The organism is Moorena sp. SIO2C4 (genome assembly GCF_010672485.1).
Classification (GTDB): Bacteria; Cyanobacteriota; Cyanobacteriia; order Cyanobacteriales; family Coleofasciculaceae; genus Moorena; species Moorena producens.
Genome location: NZ_JAAHGN010000305.1, coordinates 1 through 7,379, shown reverse-complemented (window position 1 = coordinate 7,379; position 7,379 = coordinate 1). Strand labels below are relative to the sequence as shown.

The window sequence follows — 7,379 nt, the reverse complement described above, 5'->3', positions numbered from 1 at the left end:
TCCAGTGATGGGGTCGAGTTTCCTAAGATAGCCTCGCTCTAATCGCAAGGTGATTCCATCTTGATTAAGTTCTGCGATTTGAGGCGCTGGGTTGCTAATGATACCGTCTTGATGTGGGAAAAAGGTCACCTCTTGGATTTGAGCCTCTTCCATTTCCGGGGCTTCAACTTGCAGGACTAAGTCTTTTGGTTCGATAGTGACCGTGACTTGCCATGGGGAGGGTTTGGGTAGACCTTGACGGGCTTGCTCAAATACCTGTGCCCAATTTTGGTTGACTAAGGGAGGTCTAGAGGTAATTGGTAAGGTGAGGTTGAAGGTGCCTTCTTCCGGAATACAGTTTACTTCACAAACCAGCCAATCAGCTTTTACTCGCAGTTGCAGAGAATCGGGAGTAGCTAGGTTGGCTGGGGGTGTGATTTGGCTGAGTAGGGTAACCTCTTCTTCATAGCCAAAGTTCATTAATGGCTCAAGGGGTAGCCGCTGGGGATAGGGCCAAACGATGTCTCCCACTTCAAAGCCGGGGGGTAGGGTCCACTTAAGGGTAGCTCCAAGACCCGAATCACCAGGATTTCGCCAATAGGTGTGCCAGCCGGGATTGATGTTGAAGTGTAGTCCTACCCAGAAGGGGGTTCCAGGTTGAATGTTGATGACTTCGCTGATCAATTGCACCTCAACATTCTCGGTTTGGACTGGGTTAGCCGAGGCAGGAGCAATGGGTAGTAAGGCAGTGGAGAGGGTTAGGGCTAGGGCTATGATCCAGGTGAGGAGTTGGTGCAACATGATGACTCTACTGATACATGTTTAACCTACACGATTTTTTTTTAGGAATCATCTCAGGTACAGTTAGGTCAGTTACCCATTACCCATTATCGATTAAGCAACTAATCTTTTGACATTAAAATTTTCATCTGCCAGGAATCGAGCCATTTGGGATTACCTGGATTGATTGCGTCTAGCTAGTAAGCGATGGACGTTCGCGTAGCGTCGGCTCTGCCGAGAGTCCCGCTTTCAGCGATCGCGTATTCCAATGGGATGAAAGCGTTGTTCAGCCTCCTGCTGAATTGCATCTCTCTGACGTTGACGTTCTACAAGATAGCTATCAACCTCATCTCTATGTCTGAGGTAGTAACCGATAACCAAGTAGATATCTGGTAGTTGTAGTGATGGATATTGCTCTGCGATTTCCTCTGGCGTGCATCCCTCAAGAAAAGCAGTCACAACAGTGTCTAAGGTGACACGAGTTTTGGCAACTCGTACAACACCATAGCCATCTGTCTCTATAGGTGCGGGTTCAAGGGCAATTGCTAGAGTCATGACTTTATCAGGTTGCTATTTCAGATGGTAGCAAACGACTCACCGTTTTTCTAGTTCCCATGGTTCCAAGGTAGCAAAATGCTCTAGTAGCAAGGGATGGACAAACATGTAGCCACCGCCAACCCTTTGCAAAAAAATATGATCAGTTGCGTAGTCTAAGAAACGAGCGTAGTTCCAAGGAATGTGTCCACTACAGAATAGAATTATACGCAAGACAAAATGTTTAATGCAAGCAATACCAGCATTACTTAACATACTCATTAGCAAAGTACTAATCAATCCACTTATCAGCCCAGCATATAACCCAGCAATAAGTTCACCAATCAATCCAAATATAAACCCACTCAATAATCCCAGAGTTCCAGCGTTAATTGCTGATTTAAATATCCCATGATTAGGAGCTGCTTTTAACTCTATATTAGAACCACCTAGTCCACCTATTAACACAAAAAATAGTCCAAAAGCCAGTCCAACAAACAATCCCAAAAACGGTACAAAAGCTAGTCCAAGACTCAGTCCAAGACTCAGCCTACCTATACCTTTAATAATTTCATTAAAATTTATTTTATCTAGTGTTATTCGAGACCAATCCAGAGTTTCAACAGGCTTTATTTCTTTCCTACTTCCCAGGTCCAAAAGTGAACTAAAAACTAGTCCACCCGTTAAGCCAAAAATTAACCCAATCGTTAATCCAAAAGTTAGCCCACCAGTTATAAAAATCAGCCCACCCGTTAAGCCAAAAATTAGCCCACACACCAACCTCAATAGAGTTGAATAAACTATCCTATGAGTTCGATTTAGCAACCAGGTAGGCTGCATTCGTTCAATTAAAAATATCGTTTGTTGATTCTCAACCATCCGCTGTGCCAGCCAATACAGCCAATGCTTTGTTTGAGCTTTTGAGTATTGCTGACTAGTCCGCCGACGCTTAAAAATCCTCTCAATGTAGACTCTGAATAGCTCTTTGCGACGTTCTTCTACCAAGTCAGTTCTAGGCAAATCTTCAACAGCTACTCCTTGGTATGCCAGAGTCATAATATTGAGCATCAAAGTAGATTGAGCTAACTCTTGCAGTACTGTATCCTCTATAATTAATGCCCTCAATCCTGTAAAATCAGCCCCCAAACTATCCAGGTAATGATAGATTTGTTCTAAGGTGAGCAACCTCAAATAAACCGCACTTGTAAAGTTCAGACGGTTAGAGAGGGCTTGGTAGTCTTTGATGCGGCTGCAAACGACAATATCTGCGCCGTACTGCTTAGAGAAAGTGTTCAAAGCACTAACACACGCCTCTCGATATGGAGCCTGGACTTCATCCAAACCATCTAATAGCAGGAGCAGTTGCTGTTGTCTGACTAAAGCTTGTCCAATTTTCTTAGGAACCTTATATATAGTGCGTAGTTCTTCGACTAGCCAATCAGGAATATTTTGCCTCTTATATCCCCAAGAGGAGAGATTCAATACCACAGGAATCGGGTAAGCAACATCTTGCTCAGCACGGGCAATCAAGTCACGGGTTAGTTCTAGTAACTTTGTGGTTTTACCTGACCCTGGTTCGCCCATAATTAGTAGCATTTTTCGCTTACCAATTTGGTTAAAAATGTCAATTAAATTAGTACCTTTTGGGAATGATTGAGGTGATGATTCCTCATTGTATAAAATCATGTCTAAAGGGTTATTAACTGCATCAGGCCGTTCTTCTAGTCCCTGTTCAATGAGCACTTGCTGAAATAAAGATTTTTCTAAAACACCTTTAACCCAAAAGTTTTTGACTGTGGTAAGCAATGTCTGACGATTGAGGTACTCTTGTCGAGTTAACAGTGAATTGCTGGCAATAATAGTTGAACTATCGTAAAAAATATTAATCTTATTATTACTAATTCCACCTTGAATAATCGTTTCTGTAACCTTCTTGTTATCGTATTTTGATATATTTTTATCGACATAATTATTGTTGAATTTATCGCTGATTTGCGAACCTGTACTATTATCGTCTATTGTAACTCCGTTGTTATTGAGCCAATCTAAATCAAAAACTTCAGAATATATTCGATTTCGTGGCTCAAGTATGCCTAAATCATTAGCTTTTACTATACCGATTAACTTTAGTCTGGCGTGAGTTAAATTTCGCTCCTTATTAATTATAATTATGTCTTTTATTATCAAAGAATAAAGCTTAAGTAATTCTGCTGATTCTGATGATCTTAAAAGACGTTCTCTTACAAAATGCAAATTGTCATCATTTTGCTTACCACGCTTCGTCAAGAAAGTTTCTCGTACAAGCTTTTCCACAATCTTATCTACTTGAGTAGTATCCCAACTTTCCTTAGCCCACTGTGCCACAACTTGACAAGTTTTCTGGGTAAGATAGGGATGTCCTCCTGTCCAATCAATTATTTGTTTTAGTAGCTTGAATGCTTGGTCAGATCCTGGGGCCAGTCCAGCAGCAAGAGGTTTAGCTTCCTCCAAAGTGAAATCGTTTAACTCAATACGCCTTCCAATATTGAAAGGAGTCCGTTCAACAGCTTTTACTAAATCCGATGGAGAGGCTACACCCAAAAGCACAAAAGTTAGCCGCTCTAACTCCGAGTTAATCGCACGTTCGTTATAGAGGGAACGTATAGCAGCAAAGAAGTCATCGCTGTAGGATAGTGAAAGGGTAGAATCTATTTCATCAATGAATAATACAACCGAGGAAGAAACTTTCTCTAATAATATTTCTGAGATAAACATTGAATATCTATCTACTTCACTAAAGCTGGCATTTTCTCTCCACCAACTCTCATAGTCGAAGCGTAGACGCAGTTGTCTTACAATACGTCGAATTTGCCCTAGATACCAAGCTTCCAATCCAACGGAAGTGCCGATGCTGGTTAAATCAATGATGGCACTACGTATATTAAATTCCTTTAATTTTGCTGCGGTGCGTACCATCAAACTAGATTTGCCCATCTGACGAGTGGTTAGTACATAGCAGTACTCTCCTTTGATCACACTGTCTAGAAGTTGCTGGTCAGTAGCACGGGGTACGTAACTACGGTCTGAAACTTTTAACGTTCCTCCCACTACATAGTAATCTGGATCTGGGGTACTCTGGATCTGGTTGTGCTCAGAATTCATGACTCATAGTCTCGTTTTAAAATATTGTGCATAAAGCTGACATCTTGGCTGTACAGCATCAGGACTGTGTCCCAGAATTAATCCTGATTTCCGTAACCGATAAAAAATTTCGTTATTCGTGCATTTGTGTTTTCTGAGAACGTCTTGCATGGCATGTCGCAAATCTGGCCATGCTTCAAGTTGCCTAAGATATCGAGATAGGTGTTCTGCCAATGGACCATCATCATCACCTGCTACTTTACCAAATTCTGGTACGCTGATGCTCCCTGTAGCCATTGTATAAAAAGCCATTCTTAACAAGTATGGATGTCCTCCTAGTAAATTGATCAGGGAGTCAATTTCACCACATGACCGGGCTATTCTATTATGTTTACGATTCATTTCCTCAACTTTAGAACGACTAAAATCTCCTAGTTCAATAGATATACCGACGTTGAACGGTGATTGGTTTAAATCTTGAATAAATAGAAATGCTTCTGTGGAATAGGCCAGAACTAGGTTGAGTTTTTGCCATTGCTCTTCTATAGCACGCTCATTATGCCAAGCTCGAATTAGACTAAAAAAGTCATCTCTGTAGCCATAATCGAAAACTAGATCAACATCATCAAAGATCAGTAGAATAGGTAAGTCAGCGTTTTCAAGAACTTCTTCAAGCACAAAATCAGATAATTTATCTTTTGCTCCCAAGGAACTAGACCAATAGGAGTCTGGTGAACGGGACGTTCGCCATTGCTTGGTCATGCGATCGGCTATATATCGTAACAGGGAGTCTAGACTGGATAAAGACTTTTGGTCAAGACGCTGAAAATCAAGATAGAGTGCAGCTTGACTATTTTGCTTAGCCCGTTGGTGCATACGAGCTAGTAAGGAGCTTTTGCCCATCTGATGAGCACCTTTGACACGGATAGTTTCTCCCCATCCTAATACTTTATCTAACCATTTAGCTTCGTTTTTTCGTTGTAGGTAGAATTGAGAGCGAAGCTTAACTGTCCCTTCAGGAGCTTCAAGTTCATTGAGCCAGTTAGAATCAAAAGAAGGTCTAGGGGGCAGTAATTCATTTTCCGATAAAAGTACTGTTCCGTCTTCATCTAATAACAAATCATCTTGTTGAGATTTAAGATTTTTAATTAGACGCTTCCATTGTGCAGCCGAATCGTTTTCTTCTAACCATTGCTTGAGTTTTTCAGCAATTGCTTTGGGAATATGTCCAGTTATTAATAAACGAGCAACAAATTCTATAATAGATGTTTCATTATCATTTTGTTGAGGTATCTTATCTAAATTATCTAGAATGTCATTTAAAGTTTCAGGTATGTCATATTCCCGATTATCCACTAGTTGATCGGGACAACAAGCTCTATAAGCCTGTTGCATTGGCTTGATTATTTGTTTTTCTAAAGGATGCAATAGGTTGACTAAACTAGTCGTAATTGCAAATTTTTGCTTGATTGCCTTTAAGCTAGCATTATTGGGATTTTCGTTAAGGGCTTTATTGATTAATTTTGCTAAACTATTGCTAGTATTGAAATAGTCTACTACTTTGTAAACAATTTCAGTCAAATTTTCACCACGAGCAATCTCTTCCAGATTTTGAGTGAATTGATGTCGTAGCATCATTTCTAATTTAGTTTTACTAGGGAAAGCACGACACAGTGCTGACTCTATCTGCTTGAGGAGATAACCAGGGGTATTTCCAGCATTCATCTATAGCTCTCTACCTGTCAACAATACAACTTAATACTCTGGCTCCAACAGAACCGACGCAGTTAAGTTGATTTTGCCTCCAAATCAAATTTGCTAGGGCTGTAACTTTCTAAAAGTATAGATGGAGAGATAGGGATATGGGTAGATGAGCGTTGCTGAATCTTCTTTTGAATATTCGTAGAGCGGGCATCCTGCCCGCGCGAAAAGCTCCCTGAACGGGCAAGATGCCCATTCCACTAGATCTTGAACAGGCAAGATGCCTATTCCACTAGATCTTTAACAGGCAAGATGCCTATTCCACAGGTGCGACCCTTCCATCGCTTTTAACTTTCAACCTTTAACCTTCAACTTTAAACTTTCAACTTTAAACCAAATAACCTTGATATTCCCCAGTAACCGATAACATTAATCCACTCTAACCATTTGACGGGATTCTTCTTTCTTATTCACCTCAGAAGGTTTCAGCTTTTGACCCCTAAAGTCTCCTAATAATCCCATCAATGCTGGAACTACTGTAGGTGTCAGTAATGTAGACAAAGCTAATCCTCCAGTTAAGGTAATCCCTAACCCTTGATATAATTCAGCTCCTTTCCCTGGTATCGCTGCTAGCGGTAACATGCCTAGTACTGTAGTGCCAGCAGACATGAATATCGGTCGTAAGCGATCGCATACAGCTCTATACAAGGATGTATCGTAATCTATTCCTTCTCGCTGTAATTGCAAGGCTCGGTCTACCAAAAGGATGGCATTATTCACCACAACTCCAGTCAGAATCACAAATCCCAACCCGGTAATCATATCCAGTGGTACCAAAACACCAGGAATTCTGTTCACTATCACCAAACTCAACAAGGCACCGGTTAATCCTATCGGTACTGTTGCCATAATTACGATGGGATAGAGAAAAGAACGGTAGAGTGCGACTAGCAACAGATAGGTAATCACTAAAGACAGAATAAAGATTGACCCCAATTGAACTAAGGTTTCTGATAGCAAATCTGCCGAGCCAGCTAACTCGACACGATAGCCAGCAGGTAGGTTTTTCCGGAAGGGTTTGAGAATTTGCTGCTCTGTCTGTTGAACGAGTTTTCCTAAGGGAGCTGAGCGCTCGACACTAACGGTTAGGGTAATAGAACGCTGTAAATCCACTCGGTCAATCCGATCGGGTCCGGTGGTATCTACTACTTCAGCGACATCCGCTAGTTGGACTTGCTGACCATTGGGAGTATAGATCACTAACA

The 7,379-nt window shown here is 41.2% G+C and carries 5 protein-coding genes; all 5 read right to left on the bottom strand.

The window, feature by feature from the left end:
* A partial coding sequence (locus F6K20_RS17045; protein WP_287295408.1) for a protein-disulfide reductase DsbD domain-containing protein occupies positions 1-780 on the bottom strand: 780 nt, incomplete at its 3' end.
* Between the two features lie 228 nt (positions 781-1,008).
* Positions 1,009-1,314: a DUF433 domain-containing protein gene (locus F6K20_RS17040; protein ID WP_287295406.1), complete on the bottom strand. Its 306-nt coding sequence runs from the start codon at positions 1,312-1,314 to the stop codon at positions 1,009-1,011.
* A gap of 39 nt (positions 1,315-1,353) precedes the next feature.
* A complete protein-coding gene (locus F6K20_RS17035; protein WP_287295404.1) occupies positions 1,354-4,434 on the bottom strand; it encodes an AAA-like domain-containing protein in 3,081 nt (1,026 codons plus the stop codon).
* Between the two features lie 3 nt (positions 4,435-4,437).
* Positions 4,438-6,138: an AAA-like domain-containing protein gene (locus tag F6K20_RS17030; protein ID WP_287295402.1), complete on the bottom strand. Its 1,701-nt coding sequence runs from the start codon at positions 6,136-6,138 to the stop codon at positions 4,438-4,440.
* A 405-nt stretch (positions 6,139-6,543) separates the two neighbouring features.
* On the bottom strand, positions 6,544-7,379 hold an 836-nt coding region (locus F6K20_RS17025), incomplete at its 5' end, for an efflux RND transporter permease subunit (RefSeq protein WP_287295401.1).

Bases quoted from the DNA above. Each gene is read 5' to 3' on its own strand.
- F6K20_RS17040 (WP_287295406.1), bottom strand. From the start codon at position 1,314: ATGACTCTAGCAATTGCCCTTGAACCCGCACCTATAGAGACAGATGGC.
- F6K20_RS17035 (WP_287295404.1), bottom strand. From the start codon at position 4,434: ATGAATTCTGAGCACAACCAGATCCAGAGTACCCCAGATCCAGATTAC.
- F6K20_RS17030 (WP_287295402.1), bottom strand. From the start codon at position 6,138: ATGAATGCTGGAAATACCCCTGGTTATCTCCTCAAGCAGATAGAGTCA.